Source organism: Thermobispora bispora DSM 43833, assembly GCF_000092645.1.
GTDB classification, from domain to species: domain Bacteria; phylum Actinomycetota; class Actinomycetes; order Streptosporangiales; family Streptosporangiaceae; genus Thermobispora; species Thermobispora bispora.
Genome location: NC_014165.1, coordinates 1908146 through 1929837, shown reverse-complemented (window position 1 = coordinate 1929837; position 21692 = coordinate 1908146). Strand labels below are relative to the sequence as shown.

The window sequence follows — 21692 nt, the reverse complement described above, 5'->3', positions numbered from 1 at the left end:
GCATCGTGCCTCGGTGACCGGCGCGCGCCCCGTCTCACCTTCGGGCCTCCCGGGCAGTCACCGTGTCCGAATGCGATCCGATGGCAGCCTTCCTGAAAAACACATGCATGCCACCGGCAGCGCCGCCCGGACGGCGCTCAACGACGATTCATCCGGCACGGATGAGGACCGGCCATTGCGCGGCACACCACCGGGCCGATCAGTACGACTGAGCATAGGTCAGCCTGCCTCAGGAAAGAACATCACTAAAACGGAAGATTTCGGCGATACCGAGGTAGGCGTAAATCGCCGAATAGCACCCCGTTCCGGCCAAGGGCGCACACCACTTCACCGCGAAACCGCCCGGCGGCCGACCGTGCCGGGGCCTTGACCGGTGGCCGCTCTCGTGGCCGGGAAGGTGAGCATGGGCGCGCCCGGTCGGTGCTGACGTCCGCCGGCACGGGGATCGCCTGCCTGGGGCACGCCGGCCTCGCGCACCGAGGTGGTCGTGTCCCATGGGCACGGGCGGTCGGGTCTGCCACCGCCGGCATCCGCGAGCGCGGCTGCGGGAGGGACACCACGAGGTGCCCGGCCCAGCGGTACCCCGCTGGGCCACCCGCCCACCAACAGAGATCACGCACCGGGCGGGATCGTCGCCCACGGCCCCCTTCAGCGCGAGGACCCGGCGAGCCGGAGCGCCTCGGCGGCCACCGCGGTGCGCAGCTCCCGGATGCCCGGCCGGCCGCGCAGCGGGTGGACGTTGTTGGTCAAGAGCACCACGGTGAGCCGGCGGGCGGGGTCGATGACGAGCGAGGTGCCGGTGAACCCCGAATGCCCGGCCGCGTCCCGGAGCGGGCCGACGATCGCGGGATCGCCGATGCGGATCCCGAGCCCTTGCCGGTAGGCGGCGCCGGTCACCCCCTGATCCCGGAGCATCTCGGCGACCGCCGCCGGGGAGAGCACTCCCCCGCCGCCGGTGCGCAGCGCCTCACCGAAGCGGAGCAGGTCGGCGGCGGTGGAGAACAGCCCGGCGTGGCCGGCCACGCCGCCGAGCGCGTACGCGGTCTCGTCGTGCACCTCGCCCCGGACGCACGCGATGGTGTCCCGCTCGGGCTTGTACTCGGTGGCCACGGCCCGCTCCCGCAGGGCGGGTCCCGGGCGGAAGACCGTGTCCGCCAGGCCGAGCGGCGCGGTGACGAGATCCCGGACCAGCACGTCGAGCGGAGCGCCGCCGGCGAGCTCCGCCACCCGCCCCGCCGTGATCATGCCGACGTCGGAGTAGACGTGCGCGCCGACCGGCCCGGCCTGCGGGGTGGAGAGCACCAGCTCCCAGCGGGCGTCCTCCGGCTCGTGCTCCACCCGGCGCCCCGGGGGCAGCCCGGCGGTGTGGGTGAGCAGGTGGCGGATGGTGACCTCGGGCCGGTGGCCGTAGTGCCGGGGCAGCCACGCGGCGACCGGGTCGTCCAGCGCGAGCCGCCCGGCGTCGGCGAGCGCGAGCAGCACCACCGTGGTGAAGAGCTTGGTGATCGAGGCGATGTCGAAGAGGGCATCGGCCGCCACCGGGGGCCGCTCGGGGAGCAGGCGCCCCGATCCGTCGGCGTAGCGCATGGCCTCGCCCACCGCCGCGGCGGCGGCCGTGCGCCCGTCCACCGCGATCAGCGCGACCGCGGCGGAGGCCACCTCGGGGACCGCCGCGCGGAGGATCCGTTCAAGCATCGCGCAGCGCGTCGCCGAGCCGGTGGCCGTGCCGGGCGAGCAGCGTCCGCGCCTCGCCCGCCGGGAGGCCGCGTTCGATCATCACCACGGCGGTCTTCACGTCGCGCCCGGCGTCCTCCAGGGCACGGCGGGCGGTCTCCTGGTCGGCGCCGGTGAGGTCGGCGACGATGCGGGTCGCCCGGTCGATCAGCTTGGCGTTGCTCGCCACCACGTCGATCATGTAGTTCCGGTAGACCCGGCCGCACCGGATCATCGTGATCGTCGAGATCATGTTGAGCACCAGCTTCTGCGCGGTGCCCGCCTTCAGCCGGGTCGAACCGGCGATCACCTCCGGCCCGACCACGACCTCGATCGCGTGCTCGGCCTCGGCGGCCAGGGCCGTACCGGTGTTGCAGGTGAGCGCCACGGTGAGCGCGCCGCGCCGCCGCGCCTCGGCCACGGCGGCGACCACGTACGGCGCGCGCCCGCTCGCCGAGATCCCGACCACGGAGTCGAGCGGGCCGGTCCCCTTCTCGCGGATCACGGCGGCCCCGGCCGCGGCGTCGTCCTCGGCCCCCTCGACCGGCCGGAGCAGCGCGGCCTCCCCTCCGGCGATGATGCCCTGGACCTGCTCGGGGTCGGTGCCGAACGTCGGCGGGCATTCCGCGGCGTCGAGCACGGCGAGCCGCCCCGAGGTGCCCGCGCCGACATAGAGCAGCCGGCCGCCGGATCGCATCCGCTCGGCGATCGCGTCGATCGCCGCGGAGATGGCCGGGATCGCCCGGCCGACCGCGGCGGGCACGGTGGCGTCGGCCTCGTTCATGAGCCGGGCGATCTCCTCGGTCGGCAGGGTGTCGATCCCGCTGTAGCGGGGATCGATCTGTTCGGTGGCGAGAGCGGCGAGAGATTGCCTCATCATTCCTCGAATCCGGATGCTCGATCGATATGACGCGGGTGCGCACCGGGCTGGAGCGGGTGGCCGCCGGTGAGCGGCGGATCGGCGGTGCCCGGGCCGGCCTCATCACCAACCCCACCGGAGTCCTTCCCGATCTGACGCCGTCGGCACCGGCCCTGCTCGCGGCGGGCGTGCCGGTGACCGCCCTGTTCGGCCCCGAGCACGGCCTGCGCGGCACGGTGCAGGCGGGCGGCGGGGAGGCGGACGCCGCCGACCCGGACACCGGGCTGCCGGTGTTCGACACCTACGGGCGGTCGGGTGCGGCGCTGGACGAGGTCGTGGCCTCCTCCGGCGTGGACGTGCTCGTGTTCGACATCAACGACGTCGGCACCCGCTTCTACACCTACCTGTGGACCATGTACGACCTGCTGGCCTCGGCCGGGCGGCTGGGGCTGCGGTTCGTCGTGCTCGACCGCCCCAACCCGATCGGCGGGGTGCGCGTGGAGGGCCCGCTGCTCGACCCGGGGTTCGCCGGGTTCCTGGGCCGCCTTCCGGTGCCGATCCGGCACGGCCTCACCGCGGGTGAGATGGCCCTGCTCGCCGGGCGGCGGCTGGGCGTGGAGCCGGAGGTGGTCCCGATGGAGGGCTGGCGGCGGGAGTGGTACTTCGACCGGACCGGCCTGCCGTGGGTGATGCCGTCGGCGAACATGCCGACCCTGGACACCGCCCTGGTCTACCCCGGGACCGGCCTGCTGGAGGGGACCAACGTGTCCGAGGGCCGGGGGACCACCCGGCCGTTCGAGCTGATCGGCGCCCCGTTCGTGGACGGGCGGTTCGCCCGGGAGCTGGCCGCGCTCGGCCTGCCGGGCGTCCGGTTCCGCGGCGCGTGGTTCACCCCCACGGCCGGGAAGTACGCCGGGACCCCGGTGCGCGGGGTGCAGGTGCACGTCACCGACCGGGAGGCGTTCCGGCCGGTGCTCACCGGCGTGTCCGTGCTCCACGTGCTGCGCACCCTCTACCCGGAGGACTTCGCCTGCGGCCCGTTCCTGGACTCGCTGTGGGGGTCGGACTCCCTGCGCCGGGCGCTGGAGGCCGGGGAGGATCCGCGCGGGCTGTGCGGGAGCACGGGGTGGTCCGGCCCGCCCGAGCCGCTGTACCGGTGACCCCGGCCGCATCAGGCGAGCCGGCGCCGGTAGAGCCAGAAGACCCGCTCCGCCCGGGCGCCCGCGGCCCGGGAGTAGAAGCGGAGCGGTCCCACCCAGCCGATCTGCGCGGTGCGCATGCCGGCGCCGGCCTGCTCGGCGAGGCAGCGCCAGAGCAGCACCCGGCCCACGCCGAGCCCGCGGGCGGCCTCGGCCGTGCCCATCGGGCCGAACCAGAACGGCCGCGCCCCCCAGGCGGCGAAGCCGATGATCCGCCCGTCGCGCACGGCGTAATGGCAGCCGATGGCCTGCTCGGCCTCCCACGCCCACGCGTCGGAGAAGTGCTCGCGCGCGAACGCGCTCACCGCGTCCCGCTCCCCGGGCGGCGCGGCGTGCACGGTGACCCCGGCGGCGGTGAGCCGGGCGGTCTCCGCGGCCTCGTCGCAGCGGACCGGCAGGTCGACGGTCATGTTCCAGGCGACCTGGTAGCGCTCGTAGCCCAGGCGCTCGGCGAGACAGGCGGCCGGGGTGTACCGGACGTCGATGCCCGGCCAGGCGTAGCAGGGCGGGTTGCCGGCGAACCGCGCCTCGGTGGCGCCGTGGTCCCGCAGCCACTCCTCGGCCGCGGCCACGAGCGCCCGGCCGATCCCCCGGCCCTGCGCCTCCGGGTGGACGGCGAGCAGGTCCAGGTGGCCGGCGCCGTCCGCGCCGATGGAGGCGAACACCACCCCGTGCAGGTCGCGGTCGGCGAGCACGGTCCACCGCCGCCCCTCGGGCGGGGCGGCGAGCCGCCGGGTGAGGAGCGCGGCCTCGTCGGCGTCCGCCCACAGCGCGGCCGCGGCGATCTCGGCGACCCGGTCGTCGGGCCGTACCGGGTCGATGGCGTGCCCGCTCACCCGGGCACCTCCACGGGGATGACGCTCCGCGGCCGCGGCAGGAAGCACGCGTGCCACTGCCCGGACCCTTCGAAGCGGGCCAGGGTGGGGTGCTCGCTGCGGCACCGGTCCGTGGCGAACGGGCAGCGCGGCGCGAACAGGCAGCCCGTGCCGGCCTTCCGCTCGTCGAGCGGCTCGGTGGGGATGACCCGCTGGTCGCTCGCCACCTCCCGGCCGCGCAGCACGGGGACCGCGGACAGCAGCGCCTGGGTGTACGGGTGGACGGGCCGGGCGATGACCTGCTCGGTCGGCCCGCGCTCGACGACCTCCCCGCGGTAGAGCACGTAGAGCTCGCCGTTCTCCCCGAGGTAGCGGGCGGTGGCGATGTCGTGGGTGATGAACAGCACGCCCACGCCGAGCCGTTCCCGCAGGTCCTTGAGGAGGTCGAGGATGCCGAGCCGCAGCGACACGTCGATCATCGACACGGCCTCGTCGGCGACGAGCACGTCGGGGTCCACGGTGAGCGCCCGGGCGATCACCACCCGCTGGCGCATGCCGCCGGAGAGCTGGTGGGGGTAGCGCGGGAGCACGTACCCCGGGTCGAGGCCGACCAGGGAGAGCAGCTCCTCGGCCCGCTCGTCCACCCACGACCTCGGGCGGCGGGTCCGCCGCGCGCGGAGCGCGAGCGGCGCCTGGAGGGTCTGGTAGATCGTGCGGGTGGGGTTGAGGGCCGAGTAGGGGTCCTGGTGGATGAGCTGGATCCTCCGGAAGTACGGCCAGCGCCGCCGGCGGCTCAGCGCGGACATGGGCACGCCGTCGATGATGATCTCACCGGAGTCGTAGGTCTCCAGGCCGGCGATGATCCGGCCGAGGGTGCTCTTGCCGCAGCCGGATTCGCCGATGAAAGAGACCGCTCCGCCCTTCTCGATGGCGAAGTCGACGCCGCGCAGCGCCTGCACGGTCCGCTTGCCGAGGATGCCGCCGCGCTGCCGGTAGGTCTTGGTGATCCCCTTCCCCGTGATCACGCGTACTCCTTCCGCATGGCCGGCTCGGCGGGAGCGTGCGGCGGGACGACCGCGTGGCAGGCGACCGTGCGCCCGCCGGCGACCACCTGGGCGGGGTCGTCCGTCTCGCAGATCGGCATCCGCCGGTCGCAGCGCTCGCGGAACACGCACCCGGTGACCGGGAGGGTGCCGAGCGTGGGCGGCCGCCCGGGCAGGGGGCGGGCCAGCGACAGGTCCCCGGACAGGCGGGGGATCGCCCGGATCAGCGCCTGGGTGTACGGGTGGGCGGGGCTGCCGAGCACCTCTTCCACGGGGCCGTGCTCCACCACGCGGCCACCGTACATGACGGCGAGGTCGTCGGCGATCTCCGCGACCGCCCCGACGTCGTGGGTGATGATGAGCGTGGTGAGGCCGCGCTCCTCGTGGATCTCCCGGACGATCCGCAGGATCATCGCCTGGGTGATCATGTCGAGCGCGGTGGTCGGCTCGTCGAGCACGACGACCTTGGCGTTGAGGACGAGGGCGAGCATGATGCCGACCCGCTGGCGCATGCCCCCGGAGAGCTCGTGCTGGTAGGAGTCGAGCACCCGGGCGCCGTCCATGCCCATGCGGGCGAGCAGCTCCTTGGCGTCGCGGACCAGGCCGCGCAGGTCCTCCACTCCGTGCGAGCGGCCGAGGTCGAGGAGCTGCTTGCCGATGGTCTTCAGCGGGTTGAGCGAGTTCTGCGCCGCCTGGAAGACGTAGCCGATGCGGCGGCCGCGGGTCTGCCGGAGCCGCTCACCGCCGAGCCGCACCACGTCGCCGATGCCGTCGATCTCCACGCTGCCGCTCGCGATCCGGCCGGGCGGCTGGACCGCGTTGAGCAGGGAGAGCGCGAGGGTCGACTTGCCGGATCCGGACTCGCCGACGACGCCGGTGATCGTCCCCGGGGCGAGCGTGAGGTCGACCCCCCGGACGGCGGGGAGCTCGCCGTGCGGGGTCCGGTAGACGACCGTGAGGTCGCGGATCCGCACCCCGGGTGCGGCGGTGGTGGTCAGGGTCATCGGGCTATTCCTCCCGCAGCCTCGGGTTGAAGATCTCGTCCATCGCGTCGACGATCAGCACCACGCCGAGCGTGAGCAGCAGGATCGCCAGCAGCGGCGCGAGCAGGTACGGCAGCGCGGCCGGGGTAGTGAGCGCCCCGCCGTTGAACACGGCGAGGTTGAGCATCACGCCCCAGTTGTTCGACTCGAAGGGCAGCACGCCGAGGAAGAACAGGCCGACCTGCGAGTAGACCGCGGCGGTGACCGCGATGAGCATGTTCATGGCGATGTACGGGGCCATGCTCGGCAGCAGCTCCCGGCCGATGATGTGGGTGGTGGACAGGCCGAGCCCGCGGGCGGCCTCGACGAAGCCGCGCTCGCGCAGGGAGAGCGTCTGGGAGCGCACCGCGCGGGCGATGCCGCCCCAGCCGAGCAGGCCGAGCACCAGCCCCATCTCCCAGGAGCTCTCGAACTTCCACACCGTGGTGAGCACGAGCAGCAGCGGCAGCCCGGGGATCGCGAGGTTGATGTCGGTGAGCCGCATGAGCACGGTCTCCCACCGGCCGCGCCGGAACCCGGCGAACAGCCCGATGGCGGTGCCGACCGCGACCGTGATCACCGCGGTGATGACCGCGGTGAGGAGCACGTACCGGGTTCCGGTGACGACGAGCGCGAGCACGTCCGTGCCCTCGAAGTCGGTCCCGAACGGGTGCTTCAGGCTGGGCGGGGCGTAGAGCGCGTCATCGTCCCGCGGCAGCGGGTCCGGGTAGACCATGGGGCCCACCACGGCCATGACGGCGAACAGGGCGACGATGACGACGCCGGCGATCCGGCTCGGCTTGCGCCGGAGCACCCGCCAGACGCCGCGCCAGAAGTTGCGGCGGAGCGTGGCCCGGGTGACCGTGGCCTGGCGTGGGGCGGTCGTCAGGGTCATGTGCTCTCTCCACTCCTGACCCGGGGGTCGATGACGGTGTAGAGCAGGTCGGCGACGATGTTGGCCACCACGATCCCGATCGTGATCATCAGGAAGGCGCCGCCCATGAGCGCGTAGTCACGGGCGCCGATGCTGCCCACGAGGAGCAGCCCGAGGCCCGGGTAGTTGAAGATCTTCTCGATGAAGACCGAGCCGCCGAAGAGCGTGCCGAGCGAGAGCGCGAGGATGGTGAAGAGCGGCAGGATCGCGTTGCGGGCGATGTAGCGGAAGACGATGCCGCGCTTCATGCCGCGCAGCTCGGCGGCGAGGATGAAGTCGTCGCCGAGCACGGTGACGACGTTCGACTTCATCGCGAGGATCCACCCGCCGTAGCTGGCGAGCATGTAGGTGGCCACGGGCAGCACGGCGTGGTGGAGCAGCGAGGCGAGGTACGGGAGGTTGAACCCGGGCTCGTACTCGACGTCCACCGGGCCGCCCGACGGGAGGATGGGCCAGAGCGTGGCGAAGATCGCGGTGAGCAGCAGGCCGATGACGTACACGGGCACGCCGTGGAGGAGCGACCCGGAGAGGGCGAGCAGGTCGCCGAGCTTCCCCGACCGCTTGATCGCCGCGTAGACGCCGAGCACGATGCCGAGCAGGAAGCTCAGCAGCGTGCCGGCGAGCACGGGCAGCACGGTCCACCGGGCCGCCGACCCGATCAGGGTGGTGACCTCCACGCCCGGGGTGCTGAGCGACCGGCCGAGGTCGAAGCGGAGCAGTGAGCCGAGGTAGCCGAGGTACTGCTCCCACAGGCTCCCGGTGGGGAGGAATCCGTACAGCACGGCGGTGGCCCGCTCGGCCTGCTCGGGCGACATGCCCTTCTGGATGAGGCTCTCGTACTGCCCCATCACCGGGTCGCCGGGGATCATCCGGATGACGACGAAGCTGATCGTGGCGACCACCCAGATCATGATCACGCCACGCGCCAGATGCCCGGCCACCCGCCGGGCGATGCCCAGGGCGGCGCGGCCTTGAACCTGTTGCGTCATGCCTGCCTCTTCTTGATCATCCCGAGCTGCATCCACACGCCGGACGAGAGCCGCAGCGCCTCGCTGTCGTCGGGCGGGAAGTCGGTGTAGCGCGTGGTGTTGACGAACTGCGTGTTCACGTAGTCCCAGAGCTGAATCACCGGGAGCTGCTCGTTCGCCGCCCGGGCGAGGATGCGGACGATGCGCCGCTGCTCCTCCTTGGGGACGTAGTTGAGCCGTGCGGTGAGCTCACCGGGGTTGATCCGGCCGTACGGCCCGGCGTCCACGGTCTCGGGGCCGCCCATCCAGTTGCCCTCGGTGCCCGGCGGCACGTGCCGGAGCCGCCCGCCGAACATCTGCCAGCCGTTCGCCTGGCCGAAGAGCCGCTGGAAGATGTTGTACGGCGCGGGGCCGAGGCCGATGAGCCAGAACCCGAGGTCGTACTTCCCGGCGGCGAGCTCGCTGAGGTAGAGGGTGTAGTCGGCCGAGGTGAGCACGTCGGCGTCGACGCCGTTGTCCCTGAGCCGGCTGCTGATCGACTTGGCCGCCGCCACCCAGTCGGAGAACGAGGCGGGCACGTGGATCCGCACCTTCCACGGCGAGCCGTCCCGGACCACGTACGCCAGGGTCAGCCGGGCGAAGACGAGGGTGAGCACCGCCTGGGACCGGATGTGCTCGGCGTCCCAGCCCATCCCCCGGACGAGCTCGACCACGGTGAAGACCAGGGCCGCGACGATGAGGGCGCGCAGCCCGATGCGGCGGAGCGCACGCCAGGAGAGCAGGCCGTTCCGGTTGGGGCGCAGGTGGAGCGGGTCCCCGGGCGGCCGGTCCACCCCGAGCGCGATGGCGGGGATGCCGTCGAGCACCAGGTTGATCCAGAGCAGGTGCACGGGGTAGAGCGGCACCACCAGCTCCGGCCAGAGCAGCAGCCCGGCGAGGACGAGGATGATCTCGGCGAGGTTCCCGGTGAGCAGGTAGCCGATGATCGACGCCACGTTGTGGCGGAGCCGCCGGCCCTCCCGGACGCCGGTGACGATCGTGCCCAGCTCGCCGTTGGTGACCACGACGGCGGCGGCCTCCCGGGCCACGTCGGTGCCCTCCTCACCGGCCACGGCGACGCCCACGTCCGCGTGGCGCAGGGCCGGGGCGTCGTTCACCCCGTCGCCGGTCATCGCGACCACCTCGCCGCGCTCCTTGAGCGCCCGGACGAGGTCGAGCTTGGTCTGCGGGTCGACGCGGGCGAGCACGTTCGCCTCGCGCAGCCGGGCCGCCCGGTCGGCGGCCCCGCGGAGCGTGTACCCGGTGACCACGGGGTGGGGGTCGATGCCCACCTCGGCGGCGACCGACCGGGCCGTGTCCGCGTGGTCCCCGGTGACCATCACCACCCGGATGCCCGCCGAACGGCAGTCCTCGATCGCCCGTGGCGCCGAGGGCCGGATCTCGTCCTGCAGCCCGACCAGTCCGACGGGGCGGAGCCCGTCGGCGTCCAGGTCATCGGTCTCCTTCTCGGCGAGCGCGAGCACGCGCAGGCCCCGGGAGGTGAGCTCGGGGACGGCCCGGGCGAGCATCTCGGTCTCCGGGCCGGGCGCGCACCGGGCGAGCACCACCTCGGGGGCCCCCTTGATGGTGAGCAGCGGCCGCCCGCCGGGCGCCGCGGTGACGGTGGTCATCGACCGGCTCTCGGCGTCGAAGGGGCGGGCGGCGAGCCGGGTCTCGCCCGGCGGGAGCCGTGCCCCGTGCCGCTCGGCCGCGGCGGCGAGCGCCACGTCGACCGCGTCGCCCACCCCGTCGTGGGCGTCGTTGCAGCGCAGCGCGGCCAGCCACAGGTTCGCGCCGGGGACGGCGACATGGTCGGCCACGGTGAGGTGCCCGGTGGTGAGGGTGCCGGTCTTGTCGCAGGCGATGACCGTGGTGGAGCCGAGCCCTTCGATCGCGGGCAGGCGCCGGACGATCACTCCCAGCCGGGCCATGCGCTGCGAGCCCACGGCGAGCGCGGTGGTGACCGCCGCGGCCAGGCTCTCGGGGACCGCGGCGATGGCGAGCGCGACCCCCGCCAGGATGATGTTGATCAGCGCGGCCTCGCCCCGGGCGACCCGGGTCAGCCCGATGAGGATCATGAGGGCGCCCGCCGCCACGGCGAGGATGCCGATGCGCCGCGACACCGTCTCGAGCTCCACCTCGAGCGGCCCTTTGACGCGGCCGCCCAGGGCGGTGGCGATGCGGCCCATCTGGGTGCGCGCCCCGGTCCGCTCCACCACGGCCACCCCGGTCCCGCGGACCACGAGCGTGCCGGCGAACAGCTCCCCGGCCTGGTCGCCGAGCGGGGTGTCCGCGTCCGGCTCCTCCGCCGGGTGCTTCTCAGCGGAGAGGGACTCCCCGGTGAGCAGCGCCTCCTCCACGGCGAGCCCGGACGCCCGGATGATCCGGGCGTCGGCGGGCACCCGATCGCCGGCGGCGACCTCGATCACATCGCCGGGGACCACCTCGGCCGCGGGGATCCGCCGCGCCGTGCCGTCGCGGATCACCTTGGCCATGGGCGCGGTGAGGGTGTGCAGCGCCTGGATCGCCCGCTCCGCCTTGGTCTCCTGGCGCACCCCGATCACGATGTTCACCACGAGGATGGCGAGGATGGCCGCGCCCTCGGGGACCTCGGCGAGCACGAGCAGGGTGACCAGGCCGGCGATCAGCAGCAGGATCGACAGCGGGTCGGCGAGGTGGCGGGCCACCCGGACCGGCAGCGCCGGGGGTTCGGGCCGGGGAAGCTCGTTGGGGCCGTGCTCGGCCAGCCGGCGGGCCGCCTCTTCCTGCGAGAGCCCGGTGACCGTGTGCTCGGCGGGGTCCATGGCCCCAGTAGATCACGCGGGCGGGCGTCCGCCAGGCGGGCGAAGGCCATCATCCGCGAGGACCTTGGGCCTCTGCCCGACCGCTGCTCAGCCGCTGCTCAGCCGGCGCCCGCGGAGGCGCCGGGAGGTACCGGCCCACCGGCACCCCGGGAGAGCCCGGCACACCGGCATCCCGGGAAGGCCCGGCGTGCCGGCCGCCCGTGAGCCACGTGGACGACGCCGTCGTGCCCGATCGGCCCCTGCCGGATGCCACGGGCGACGTCGATCACATCCTGGTCGGGCCGGACCGGGTATGGGTGATCGACGCCGAGCGGTGGCACCACTGCACCCGGATCCACCGCTCTTCAGCGCGGCGTGGGGATCGGCCGCTGGCCACTCCGTCACGGTGCGGATCCGGAGTCCCTCGCCGGGCCACGGTGGCCCGCCGCGCGGTGCGCCCGCCGTGACCGGCTCCGGCCGCGGCCGGGTGCCCTGGTGGTACGGCTAGCCGAGCGGGGCCGTCCACGTGAGCATGGTCCCCCCGGCCTCCGGCCTGGTGATCTCGAAGGTGCCGCCGAGCCGCTCCGCGCGCTCGGCGAGGTTGCGCAGGCCGCTGCGCCGGCCGCCCTCGGGGACGCCGACCCCGTTGTCCTTGACGATCAGGGTGACCTGCTTCCCATCGCTGCGCACCGACACGTCCGCGCGGGTGGCCTTGGCGTGGCGGACGACGTTGGACAGCGCCTCGCGGAGCACGGCGAGCAGGTGGTCGGCGACCTCGGCGCTGATCTCGGTGTCCAGCCGGCCCTCCAGGCTCAGGCCCGGCATGAACCCCAGGTGGCCGCGCGCCCCCTCCACCAGATCCACGATCTTGGAGCGGAGGCTCTGCTCCGTCTCGGCCGGCATCTGGAGCTTGAAGATCGTGGTGCGGATCTGCCGGATGGTGTCGTCGAGCTCGTCGATCGCGCTCTGCAGGCGCGAGGACGCCTCCGGCCGCTCCTCCACCAGGCGGGCCGCGCTCATCAGCGTCATGGCCACCGCGAACAGGCGCTGGATGACGACGTCGTGCAGGTCCTTGGCGATGCGGTCGCGGTCCTCCAGCAGCCGGAGCCGCTCGGCGTACTTGCGCGACTCGGCGAGCTCGAGCCCGATCGCCGCGTGCCCGGCGAAGGCGTGGAGCATGCGCAGGTCGGCCTGGCTGAACGGCAGGCGCCCGGAGAGCTTGCCGAGCAGCAGCACGCCGCGCACCTCATCGGCCGCGCCGAGCGGCACGGCGGCCACCGGGCCGTACGGCTGCCTGCCGGTGAGGCCCAGCGCGAACTCCGTGTCGGCCGGGTTGCTCACGGTGACCGGCTCGCGGGTGACGAACGCGTGGCCGGCGAGCGAGCCCGCGACGGGGACCTCCCCGCCGGTGACCAGCCGGTCCTGTTCGCGGTCCTCGGCCGCGACCCGGAGCACCCCGTCGTCGTCCCGCGCGGGGAGCAGGATCGCGGCGAGGTCGGCCTCGGTCATCTCCCGGGCCCGGCGGGCGATCAGCAGGAGGACCTCGCGGGGGTCGGCGCCGGAGAGCAGCCGGGTGGTGATCTCCGAGGACGCCTCGAGCCAGGTCTCCCGGCGCCGGGTCTCCTCGTACAGGCGGGCGTTCTCGATCGCCACGCCGGCGGCGGTGGCGAGCGCGACGACGATCGCCTCGTCGTCCTCGTCGAAGCTCCCCCCGCCGCGCTTGTCGGCGAGGTAGAGGTTGCCGAACACCTCGTCGCGCACCTTGATCGGCACGCCGAGGAAGCTCCGCATGTGCGGGTGGCCGGGCGGGAAGCCGTACGCCTGGGGGTGCTTGGTGAGGTCGGCGAGGCGGAGCGTCTGCGGCTCCTTGATCAGCAGGCCGAGCAGTCCGAGGCCGCGAGGCCAGTGATCGATCTTGGCGATCTCCTCTTCGCTCAGCCCGACGGGGATGAACTGGATGAGCGTGTTGTCCTCGCCGATCACGCCCATCGCCCCGTACCGGGCGTCGACCAGGTCGGTGGCGGTCTCGACCAGCCGCCGCAGCACGGTCTCCAGGTCCAGGTCGCTGCTGATGGAGACCACGGCCTGCAGGAGGGCGTGGACCCGGTCACGGGTGACCAGCACGGCGTTGAGCCGCACCTGCAGCTCGGCGAGCAATTCGTCGAGCCGCATGTGGGGGATCAGCGGACCCGGCTCGTTTTCCACCATAGGTGCAGTGTCCCACTCCGGAGCACTGCACCACATGTCCAGGTGACGAACTGCTCGACATTTCGTGGGGATTCCCGGTGGACCCGATCGCCGGCGCCCGCGCACCGGAGGCCGGGTCCGCCGCCCGACGGGGAGCGCCGGCCGGCCGGTGGCTCAGACCTGGCGGCGCCGCCACTTGGCGTCCGCGAGGGCCCAGGCGATGTCCCACTCGCGGTACCGGCGCCGGTCCAGCGCCCGCCGGCCGATCACGTAGATCAGCACCAGGCCCAGGGTGGCGGCGAGCTGCACCCCGGTCGCGGCGAAGACCGCCTTCGTGATGGTCTCGGCCCGCTTGTTCGGCGGCGTGGTGGGCCGGCCGTCCGCGTCCACCCAGATCTGCACCCGGGTCCCCGCCCGGGTCAGCGGCCGGACCTGCACCTTGCCCTCGCGCGCCGTCCCGTCCGGCATCGTCCAGCGGGCCTGGGCCCGCACCATGAACGCCGCCCCGGCGGCGTTCATCTGCTCGGGGGCGTCCTCGGTGAGCACCGCGGTCACCAGCTGGCGCGCGCCCGGCCCCACGCGCTCGTCGGCGAGGCCGTCCCGGTAGACGGACCCGCCCACCAGCATGGCGGGCCAGAGGAACAGCATGAAGGCGAGCACCAGGGCCAGCACCAGCCCGGACTCCAGGCGGTCGTAACGCCTCCGCAGCGGATTGCCGTCGGGCCGGTAGAGGCGAATCCGCGCACCGATCCAACCGGCGATCCTTCCCATCGAGCACCTCCGGTGTACGTCCCACTCCACCTTCCCGCGGTGACGGCCACCGGCGGCAGGGCAAGAGGGCGCGAGAAGAAGGGCCAAGAGTCCCCAATCGGCCGGGCACTAGGACCTGTGATCGAGATCATGCGCCCGGTGACCGCCGCGCCGCCCGGCCACGGCCCCCACGGCCGCCGGTATGCCCGCGGCACCGGGACTCAACCCGGGCCCGGCCATCGGCGGGCGTTCGGACCGCCGATACGCCCGCCCGCACCGGGGCATCGGACCTGCGCGAGGTCGCCCTGCGCCCTCGTTCCGGCGCGCCCGCCCGCGCCCGCCTCAAGTGTCCGGCGGCAGGTGTCCCGCCGAGCGGATCACCGCACCCGCCGGGGTACCGGGTGGTCTCCTGGCCGGGCGACCTCGCCAGGGACCAGGCCGAGGCCCGGGCTTCCGGAACGGCCGGCCGAGGAGGGAACGCGGCCGACGCGGGAAGGCTGACCACGAGAGCCGGCGACGAGGGGAGGTCGGCATGGTCACCAGGCGTGACTTCCTCCGGGGCTGCGCGGCCGTCCTGCTCGGCTCTCGCGCCGTGGGCCCGGCGGCCCGGGGTGCCGCGCCCGAGCTCGACCCGAGGTCGATCCCCAAGTACGTCACCCCGCTGCCCATCCCGCCGGTGATGCCGGCCGCGCCCGGCGAGGACCCCGGGACCTACGTGATCGCGGTCCGGCGGTTCCGGCAGCGGATGCTCCCGCCGGGGTACCCGGTGACCACGGTCTTCGGGTACGGGGCACCCCACCGGCCGGAGACGTTCGCCACCCCGGCGTGGACGATCGAGGCCCGGGCCGATCGACCGGTCCAGGTGACGTGGGTGAACCAGCTCGTCGGCCGGGACGGCCGCCACCTGCCCCACCTGCTGTCCGTGGATCCGACCCTGCACTGGGCCAACCCGCCGGGCGGCGTGGCGCACCGCGACCACCGGCCCTCGTTCACCTCGACCCCCGGGCCGTACCGGGGACCGGTTCCGATCGTCACGCACCTGCACGGCGGGCACTCCCCCGACGACAGCGACGGCCACCCCGAGGCGTGGTTCCTTCCCGCGGCGTGCACCGTCCCCGCCGGCTACGCCGCGGAGGGGTCCCGGTACGCGGAGTTCGCCGAGGCCTTCGCCGAACGGACGGGCGTGACGTGGCGGCCCGGGTCGGCCGTGTACCGCTACCGCAACGACCAGGCGGCGGCGACCCTCTGGTACCACGACCACGCGCTGGGGATCACCCGGCTCAACGTGTACGCCGGGCTGGCCGGCTTCTACCTGATCCGCGGCGGCCCGGCCGACCTGCCGCAGGGCGTCCTGCCCTGGCCGGCCCCGCAGGCCGGCGACCCCCCGGGGCTGCGGTACCACGAGATCCCGCTGGCCGTCCAGGACCGGTCCTTCACCGCCGACGGCGCCCTGCACTACCCGGACCGCCGCGACGCCGGCGGGGCGACCGGCGCGTACCTGCCCCACGGTGACGTGCCGCCGATCTGGGTCCCCGAGTTCTTCGGCACCACCATGCTGGTGAACGGCGTCACCTGGCCGGTGCTCGACGTGGAGCCCTGCCGATACCGGTTCCGGCTGCTCAACGGCTGCAACTCGCGCACCCTCATCCTCTCGATCGCCGCGTCCCCGGCGGTCCGGCCGGTGCGTGCGGCGCTCCCGCTGTGGTGCGTCGGCGGCGACGGCGGGTTCCTGCCGAGCCCGGTGGAGCTGGAGCGGCTCACGCTCGCCCCCGCGGAGCGGGCCGACGTGGTGGTCGACTTCACCGGTGTCCGGGAGGGCACCGAGCTGTACCTGGTCAACGAGGGGCCGGACGTGCCGTACCGGGGCGACGGGTCGGACCGCCCCGCCGACCCGGCCACCACCGGCCAGGTGATGAAGTTCGTCGTCCGCGCGCTCACCGGCCGGGACACCAGCGTGCCGCCCGGCCGGCTGGAGCTCCCCTCCCCCGCCCCGCTGGGCGAGGCGGTGCGGACCCGCCGGCTCGCCCTGCTGGAGCGCGAATCGGCCACCCCGGAGGTGGGGCCGGTGGCGGCGCTGCTCGGCGTCGAGGGCGCCCGGCCGGTGCCGTACGGCTGGCACGACCCGGTCACGGAGAACCCGGCCGTGGGCGACGTCGAGGTGTGGGAGTTCCACAACCACACGGTGGACGCCCACCCCATGCACATCCACGAGGTGATGTTCGAGGTCGTGGGCCGCGAGCCGTTCCGCGGGCCGGCCCGGGGGCCGTACCCGTGGGAGCGCGGCCGCAAGGACGCGGTGATCGCCCCGCCGCAGCAGGTCACCCGGGTCAAGGCGCGCTTCGACCTAGCGGGGAGGTACGTGTGGCACTGCCACATCCTGGAGCACGAGGACAACGAGATGATGCGGCCGTACCGGATCGGGCCGTGAGCTCACGGCTCCCGCAGCACCTCGGCGACCGGGCGGCGCACGCTGCTCGCCTCGTCGAGCGCGAACCCCAGCCGCATCAGGAGCTGCGGGTGGGCCCCGCCGCAGACGTGCCGGCGGATGAACGCCCGCAGGTCGGGCATCTCCAGCGCCTGGCCGTGGAAGGCCGCGGAGACCCCGTAGGCGGAGGCCTGCAGCAGGACCCGCTGCAGCGCCTGCCCGGCGATCAGCCAGTCCTCCCGGGTGTCCCCCTCGGTGGTGAGCAGGACGACCAGCCCGGTGCCCGCGCAGATGGGCTCCTCGTCCCCGCCGCCCCAGCCCTCGCCGCGGCCGTAGTCGCGCTCGGCGAAGTGGTACGGCACACCGCGACGGCGGGCGGTGGGGTAGCTGTCCGCCGGGACGCCGTCGCGGCGGGCGCTGCCCGGCGGGCGGGCCCAGCGGGCCATCTCCAGGGCGTACCGGCGGTCGGTGGCCTGGATCTCCTGGGCGGCGCCGGTGAGCGCGGCGAGCACCCGCAGCATCGGGTCGGCGCGCACCGGGATCAGCCGGGCGCCCTCGTTACCGGCCGCGGCGACCAGCTCATCGACCAGCTCGTCGGCGATCGGGAGGGCGGTGAACCCGGACCGGTGGGTGCGGCGGCGCTCGATCTCGCCGTACAGGAGCCCGGCCAGCTCGTCGGGCGGCGCCGGCTCCCCCGCGCGCACGGTGGCGAGCAGCAACGGGCTGTCCGGATCGGGCAGCAGCCGTACCACGGGCCGGTGGCCCAGGGCGCGGAGCGCGATCCGGAGGTTGAACAGGGCGGCACCGCAGCTGATCAGCATCTGCCGGCCGTCCGGGTCGGTGACCCGCAGCCGGCGCTCCGGATCGGCGCTCAGCCTGACCTCGGCGCCGGACACGCAGAAGGACCACGGCTGCGTGTTGTGCACCGAGGGCGCCCACACCGCCGCCTCCACGGCGGCCCGCAGGACCTGCATCATCCCAGGGGCGTTCCCCGCTCGCGGCCTGTTCATCGCGGGTCACACCATCGGCGGGGAGATCAGCAGGTCGTCGACGTCGAAACCGAGGTCGGCGTCGACCTCGATCACCCCGTCGACCCGGCGGGCCGCGAGGACGAAGGGGCGGACCTGCGACCGGCGGGGCACCCGCCCCCGCACGGCGAGCACCCCCGACTCGACCTCCATGGTCAGCCGCGCGGGGTCGATGCCGATCCGCTCGGCGACCTGGCGGACGTCGGCCTTGATCTCCTCCGCCGGCCGGGCGAACACCCGCAGCAGGTCGCCCTGGTGGACGGTCCCCACGATGCGGCCGGTCGCCGGTTCGATCACGGGAAGCTGCTTGATCCGGTTGCGGTGCATGAGCCGCGCCGCGTCCCGGATCGGCGTGCCGACCGTCACCGTGATCGCCGGGGTGGTCATGAGCTCCGCGGCGGTCGTGCCCGTCACCTTGCGGCGCTCGGCCCGGCTCAAGTGCCCGAACGGCCGTCCCCCGGCCTCGATCTCCTTGAGCAGGAGATCGTCCTCGGAGACCACGCCGATCGGCCGCCGGTCCGCGTCGACCACGGTGACCGCGCCCACCCCGTAGCGGCGCATGGTCTCGACGAGCTGGGTGAACGTCGCGTCCATGGTGACCGCAATGGCCACCGTGCCCATGACATCCCTCACCGTTGCCGCCATCGCGATCCCTCCCCCACTCACCGTCAGAGTGCCTCGGCCGCGTTCCGGCAGGTCAGCGGTGAAGGTCCTGATCACAGGGGACCTTCGGCCGCACTTTCGAGCCGTACGCCCCTGGGCGCGCGGGACGCGCCGCGCTTGCCTGGGGAGTTGAGGCGGACCGCCGCCGCGGAACGGAGCCGGAGAGAAGGGAGCCGATCATGCACAAGAAGGTGCGGGACGTGATGACCACCCAGGTCGCCTCGGTCAACGGGAGCACCCCGTTCCGGGACATCGCCGAGGTGCTGATCACCCACAACGTGAGCGCGGCGCCGGTCGTGGACGGCGAGGGCCACGTCATCGGGGTGGTCTCCGAGGCGGACCTGCTGCGCAAGGAGGAGCTGCGGGAGCAGTACTACCGGGAGGGCTACAAGCTCCCGCTGAGCGCCCGGCTGCGGGAGCGGCTCGGCCGGCCCGGGGGCGACGTGGAGGAGAAGGCGCGCGCCTTGACGGCGGCGCAGCTCATGACCGCCCCGCCGATCACGATCACCCCGTACAAGAGCGTGGTGAGCGCGGCCCGGCTGATGAGCAAGCACGGGGTCAAGCGGCTGCCGGTCGTGGACGACGAGGGCCGGCTGGTCGGGATCGTGAGCCGCCACGACCTGCTGAAGGTGTTCGTCCGGTCCGATGAGGACATCCTCGACGAGGTCCGCCGCGACATCATCAACGGCGCGCTGTGGACGGACACCTCCCGGCTCAAGGCTTCCGTCCGCGAGGGCGTGGTGACGCTGAGCGGCCAGGTCGAGAACCGCAGCGACGCCAAGATCCTCGTGCGGATGGCCGAGCGGATCAACGGTGTGCTCGGCGTGGTCGACGAGATCGAGTGGGAGCGGGACGACACCCGGTCCCGGGTCCTGGGCAAGTGACCGCCGGGTCCGCTGCGCCGCGGGGGCGCTCCCCAAGGCCGGGCGGCCCCGGCGCGGGTCAGCGGGCCGGCTCCTCCGGTGCGGGCTCGCCCGTGGTGAGCGAGAAGTAGGCCTCCTCTTCCTGGGCGAAGTGGAGCGTGAGCACCGCGTACAGCCCGTAGAGGGAGGCGCGCAGGTCGTCCAGCTGCTCCGGCCCCGGCCCGGTGCCCCCGGCGAGCTCCAGGTGCCTGCCGATCCGGCGGGCGAGCCGGGTGATCTCCGCGTGCGCCCGGCTCATCGTGGCCGTCGCCTCCGGCGCGCCGAGCAGCCGGGCCAGCGCCGGGTAGAGCCGGTGCTCCTCGGCGCGCTCGTGCGGCAGCAGCTCCTCGTTGAGGAACCGCAGGACGCGCTCCAGCCCGGCACGGGTCTCCTCGGGCGGCACGTCGCCGATCCGGTCGGCCACCTCGCGGATCAGCTCCAGGGGCGGCCGCAGCTCCACGTGCTCGCGCTCGAAATGGCGCAAGAGCTCGTGGGTCGGCTCGTCCACCCGGATCCCGGTCCCGCGGGCCGGGCCGAGCGCGCGGAGCGCGTTGAGGATCACGGCGACGTCGATCGCCTCCTGCACCAGCGCGCCCGCGGCGGGCGGCAGCAGCCCCACGGAGGCCACCATCATCGCGAGCAGGGACAGCCCGATGCCGACGCCCGCGCTCTGCACGGCGATGCGCCGGGTCCGGCGCGCCACGTCCATCGCGTCGGCGAGCCGGTCGAGCCGCTCCGTGGTGAGCACCACGTCCGCGGCCTGCGCGGAGACCGCCGCGCCCCGCGCGCCCATGGCGACGCCCACGTCCGCGGCGGCGAGCGCCGGCGCGTCGTTGATGCCGTCCCCGACCATGACCGTGGTGGCGCGCTTCGCCTCCTCGCGGACGCCGGCCACCTTGCCCTCCGGCGACTGCTCGGCGAGCACGTTGTCGATGCCGAGCACGGTGGCGATCGCCTCGGCGACCTCGGCGCGGTCGCCGGTGAGCATCACCACCCGGTCGATGCCGGCGCTGCGCAGCCGGCGCAGGGTCCGCCCCGCGTCCCCGCGCACCGCGTCCCGGAGCATGATCACCCCGGCGGTCTCGCCGTCGACGGTCACCCACACGGTCATCGCGCCGTCGAGCGCCGCCCGGGCGCGCTGCGCCGCCTCCCACTGGGACGCCCCGGCGGCCCGTGCCTTCCCCACGTACACGCGGCGCCCGCCGACGAGCGCCTCCATCCCGCTGCCCGGGTCCTCCTTGGGCTGCTCCGGCTGCGGCAGGGTGAGCCCGCGCTCCCGGGCGGCCCGGACCACGGCGGCCGCCACCACGTGGGAGGAGAGCTGATCGACCGCGGCGGCCAGCCGCAGCACCTCGGTGCCGTCCCAGCCGGGGGCGGCCACGACGTCCTCCACCCGCGGGTGGCCGACGGTGAGCGTTCCGGTCTTGTCGAGCACGATGGTGCGGGCCTTGCCCAGCGTCTCCAGCGCGCCCCCACCCTTCACGATCACGCCGTACCGGGCGGTGCGCGACAGGCCGGAGGCGATCGCGGCGGGCACGGCGAGCAGCAGCGGGCACGGGGTGGCCACGACGAGCACGGCCACCGCGCGCACCGCCTCACCGGAGATCAGCCACGCGCCCCCGGCGAGCAACAGGGTGAGCGGCAGGAACCACGCGGCGAACCGGTCGGCGACCCGGGCCATCGGCGCGCTGCCCGCCTCGATCTCCTGGGCGAGGCGGACCACGCCGGTGTAGGTGCTCTCCGCGGCGGTCGCCGTGGCCCGCATGTCGAACGCCTGCCCGGCGTTGACCACACCGCTGGCGATGGCGTCCCCCGCGCCGTACTCGACGGGCAGCGCCTCACCGGTCAGCGCGGACTCGTCGAGGAGCGCCGTCCCGGAGAGCACGGTCCCGTCCACCGGGACGATCTCCCCGCTCGGCACGGCCAGGCGGTCGCCCCGCCGTACCTCGTCCACCGGCACCCGGTGGGGGGCGCCGTCCTCGTAGCGCCAGGCGAACCGGGGCGCCCGCTCGTACAGCCCGGTCAGGTCGCGGCGCGCCCGGCGTAACGCGAAGTCCTCCAGCAGCCGGCCGCTCGCCAGCATGAGGCCGATGACCGCCCCGGCGAAGTACTCGCGTACGGCCAGGGCGCCGCCGAGGGCTAAGACCGCGATCGCGTCGACGCCCAACCGGCCGGCGCGGAGGTCGGAGACGACCCACCACACCGCGGGCACCAGCGCCACGGCGGTCCCGGCGGCCCAGGCGATGTCGCCGGCGGCGCCGGCGCCGATGAGGTGCAGTGCTCCCCCGATGACCAGCGCACCGACCGCGGCCGCGAGGAACGCATACCGTTTCATAACTTCCATACTCGGCCACCATCCGTG

General features: G+C 74.2%; 16 protein-coding genes. 3 read left to right on the top strand and 13 right to left on the bottom strand.

All coding sequences use genetic code 11. From position 1 onward, the window contains the following. Positions 1 to 648 precede the first annotated feature (648 nt). The gene (locus tag TBIS_RS08290) at positions 649 to 1695 is read right to left on the bottom strand and encodes a serine hydrolase domain-containing protein (protein ID WP_013131910.1); all 1047 of its coding nucleotides are present in this window, start codon (positions 1693 to 1695) and stop codon (positions 649 to 651) included. Beyond that, positions 1688 to 2593: an N-acetylmuramic acid 6-phosphate etherase gene (murQ, locus tag TBIS_RS08285; RefSeq protein ID WP_013131909.1), complete on the bottom strand. Its 906-nt coding sequence runs from the start codon at positions 2591 to 2593 to the stop codon at positions 1688 to 1690. The genes TBIS_RS08290 and murQ overlap by 8 nt, the downstream gene beginning before the upstream one ends. A gap of 26 nt (positions 2594 to 2619) precedes the next feature. On the opposite strand from murQ, the gene TBIS_RS08280 reads away from it, so the two are divergent. Then, positions 2620 to 3732 (top strand): exo-beta-N-acetylmuramidase NamZ family protein, encoded by a 1113-nt coding sequence (locus TBIS_RS08280; RefSeq protein ID WP_013131908.1) that lies wholly within the window; start codon positions 2620 to 2622, stop codon positions 3730 to 3732. An 11-nt stretch (positions 3733 to 3743) separates the two neighbouring features. Here TBIS_RS08280 and TBIS_RS08275 read toward each other — a convergent pair whose 3' ends face one another. The 8 genes from TBIS_RS08275 to TBIS_RS18120 all read right to left on the bottom strand — a co-directional run bounded on the left by TBIS_RS08275 (position 3744) and on the right by TBIS_RS18120 (position 14333). Beyond that, complete coding sequence (locus TBIS_RS08275) at positions 3744 to 4607, bottom strand: GNAT family N-acetyltransferase (RefSeq protein WP_013131907.1); 864 nt, start codon at positions 4605 to 4607, stop codon at positions 3744 to 3746. Beyond that, positions 4604 to 5611 (bottom strand): ABC transporter ATP-binding protein, encoded by a 1008-nt coding sequence (locus TBIS_RS08270; RefSeq protein ID WP_013131906.1) that lies wholly within the window; start codon positions 5609 to 5611, stop codon positions 4604 to 4606. The genes TBIS_RS08275 and TBIS_RS08270 overlap by 4 nt, the downstream gene beginning before the upstream one ends. After that, positions 5608 to 6633, bottom strand: coding sequence for an ABC transporter ATP-binding protein (locus TBIS_RS08265; RefSeq protein WP_013131905.1), 1026 nt, complete (start codon positions 6631 to 6633; stop codon positions 5608 to 5610). Before TBIS_RS08265 ends, TBIS_RS08270 begins: the two co-directional genes overlap by 4 nt. A 4-nt stretch (positions 6634 to 6637) precedes the next feature. Continuing rightward, complete coding sequence (locus TBIS_RS08260) at positions 6638 to 7546, bottom strand: ABC transporter permease (RefSeq protein ID WP_013131904.1); 909 nt, start codon at positions 7544 to 7546, stop codon at positions 6638 to 6640. Continuing rightward, positions 7543 to 8574: an ABC transporter permease gene (locus tag TBIS_RS08255; protein ID WP_013131903.1), complete on the bottom strand. Its 1032-nt coding sequence runs from the start codon at positions 8572 to 8574 to the stop codon at positions 7543 to 7545. The genes TBIS_RS08260 and TBIS_RS08255 overlap by 4 nt, the downstream gene beginning before the upstream one ends. Beyond that, positions 8571 to 11396: an HAD-IC family P-type ATPase gene (locus TBIS_RS08250; protein ID WP_013131902.1), complete on the bottom strand. Its 2826-nt coding sequence runs from the start codon at positions 11394 to 11396 to the stop codon at positions 8571 to 8573. Before TBIS_RS08250 ends, TBIS_RS08255 begins: the two co-directional genes overlap by 4 nt. Before the next feature lie 483 nt (positions 11397 to 11879). Continuing rightward, the gene (locus tag TBIS_RS08245) at positions 11880 to 13583 is read right to left on the bottom strand and encodes a sensor histidine kinase (RefSeq protein WP_013131901.1); all 1704 of its coding nucleotides are present in this window, start codon (positions 13581 to 13583) and stop codon (positions 11880 to 11882) included. Between the two features lie 153 nt (positions 13584 to 13736). Next, positions 13737 to 14333: an Rv1733c family protein gene (locus TBIS_RS18120; protein WP_013131900.1), complete on the bottom strand. Its 597-nt coding sequence runs from the start codon at positions 14331 to 14333 to the stop codon at positions 13737 to 13739. 511 nt (positions 14334 to 14844) lie between these two features. On the opposite strand from TBIS_RS18120, the gene TBIS_RS08230 reads away from it, so the two are divergent. Then, positions 14845 to 16740: a multicopper oxidase family protein gene (locus TBIS_RS08230; RefSeq protein WP_013131899.1), complete on the top strand. Its 1896-nt coding sequence runs from the start codon at positions 14845 to 14847 to the stop codon at positions 16738 to 16740. Between the two features lie 2 nt (positions 16741 to 16742). Here the strand turns inward: TBIS_RS08230 and TBIS_RS08225 are convergent, their stop codons facing one another. Together TBIS_RS08225 and TBIS_RS08220 are read right to left on the bottom strand one after the other, a co-directional pair. After that, positions 16743 to 17747, bottom strand: a complete 1005-nt coding sequence (locus TBIS_RS08225) for an Acg family FMN-binding oxidoreductase (protein WP_242384326.1) — start codon at positions 17745 to 17747, stop codon at positions 16743 to 16745. A gap of 6 nt (positions 17748 to 17753) precedes the next feature. After that, entirely contained in the window at positions 17754 to 18410 is a 657-nt protein-coding gene (locus tag TBIS_RS08220; RefSeq protein ID WP_013131897.1) for a CBS domain-containing protein, read from the bottom strand. 197 nt (positions 18411 to 18607) lie between these two features. On the opposite strand from TBIS_RS08220, the gene TBIS_RS08215 reads away from it, so the two are divergent. Beyond that, positions 18608 to 19312: a CBS domain-containing protein gene (locus TBIS_RS08215; protein ID WP_013131896.1), complete on the top strand. Its 705-nt coding sequence runs from the start codon at positions 18608 to 18610 to the stop codon at positions 19310 to 19312. Positions 19313 to 19370: 58 nt separating this feature from the next. Here the strand turns inward: TBIS_RS08215 and TBIS_RS08210 are convergent, their stop codons facing one another. Next, a complete protein-coding gene (locus TBIS_RS08210) occupies positions 19371 to 21665 on the bottom strand; it encodes a heavy metal translocating P-type ATPase (protein ID WP_013131895.1) in 2295 nt (764 codons plus the stop codon). Positions 21666 to 21692: the final 27 nt, after the last annotated feature.